This window comes from Lentilactobacillus diolivorans DSM 14421, from assembly GCF_001434255.1.
Classification (GTDB): domain Bacteria; phylum Bacillota; class Bacilli; order Lactobacillales; family Lactobacillaceae; genus Lentilactobacillus; species Lentilactobacillus diolivorans.
Genome location: NZ_AZEY01000052.1, coordinates 1 through 882, shown reverse-complemented (window position 1 = coordinate 882; position 882 = coordinate 1). Strand labels below are relative to the sequence as shown.

General features: G+C 33.2%; 2 protein-coding genes. Both read right to left on the bottom strand.

Annotation, left to right across the window (positions count from 1 at the left end):
• Nucleotides 1–164, bottom strand: a 164-nt coding sequence (locus FC85_RS15505) for a recombinase family protein (RefSeq protein ID WP_162255416.1), incomplete at its 3' end; no start/stop codon positions are given.
• A gap of 202 nt (nucleotides 165–366) precedes the next feature.
• Nucleotides 367–738 carry a VanZ family protein gene (locus FC85_RS16275; protein ID WP_225417902.1) on the bottom strand — a complete coding sequence of 124 codons (372 nt, stop codon included), beginning with the start codon at nucleotides 736–738 and terminating at the stop codon, nucleotides 367–369.
• Nucleotides 739–882 lie beyond the last annotated feature (144 nt).

Genomic DNA, 882 nt, shown 5'->3' with positions numbered 1-882 from the left:
TCACCCTCACGAATATAGGCCAGCATTTTTTGCAGTTCTGGCCGATTAGTGTTAGCTCCACTTAATTTATCCGTAAATAATTTATCAACGCCTTTTAAGGCCGCTAGCTGTCGATCTAAATGTTGCTCTTTGGAACTCACACGAGCATAACCAATTTTAGCCATTGTCAGCACTTCCTTTTGGACAGTTCTAATGAACACTTGTAATTCCTAGTATAGCACAGAAATAAAAAAGACCAATAGGGTATACCCTAGTGGCCGTTTTTGATCCATTATCAATGGCTTTTTAAATTAGGGCCTAGTACTTTTGGAATGGAAATACTTTCCAACACCAAAAATTCTAGACCCAAATAAATTTACCTACGGGTTATTTATCAATTAACTTTGATAGATAATAACCAACTACAAATCCTAAAGTGTTAGCAAGCACGTCATTTATATCTACCCAACGATGTGTTATTGCCAAATTGTCTGTTATAAATTGAATAAATTCGATAGTGAATCCAATAAGGATTCCAGTTGTAATCACATGAGAAATTTTGAATTTGGGAGAGAATAAAATATAGGTAAATATTCCTAAGGGACAAGTCATAATGATGTTTAGCCAGAATCCTAATTGATCTAATTCTTGAAAGGGAATGTAAGCAACTGGTGCCTTACCAATCATCATAAAGCTAATAGCTTGATTTGACGATGGCAATTTAATAGGTAAGGTTGGGCTAAAACATAAAAAACAAATTGATAAGGCTGAAATTCCTAATAATACCCAGGCAAATAATTTTGAAATATGGTTAATAATTCATCATCTACTTTCATTATTAATTGAACTTGAATTGTCAAATTAAGTGCAACACTACATTAAAGAATATTTCATAAGGCGTTT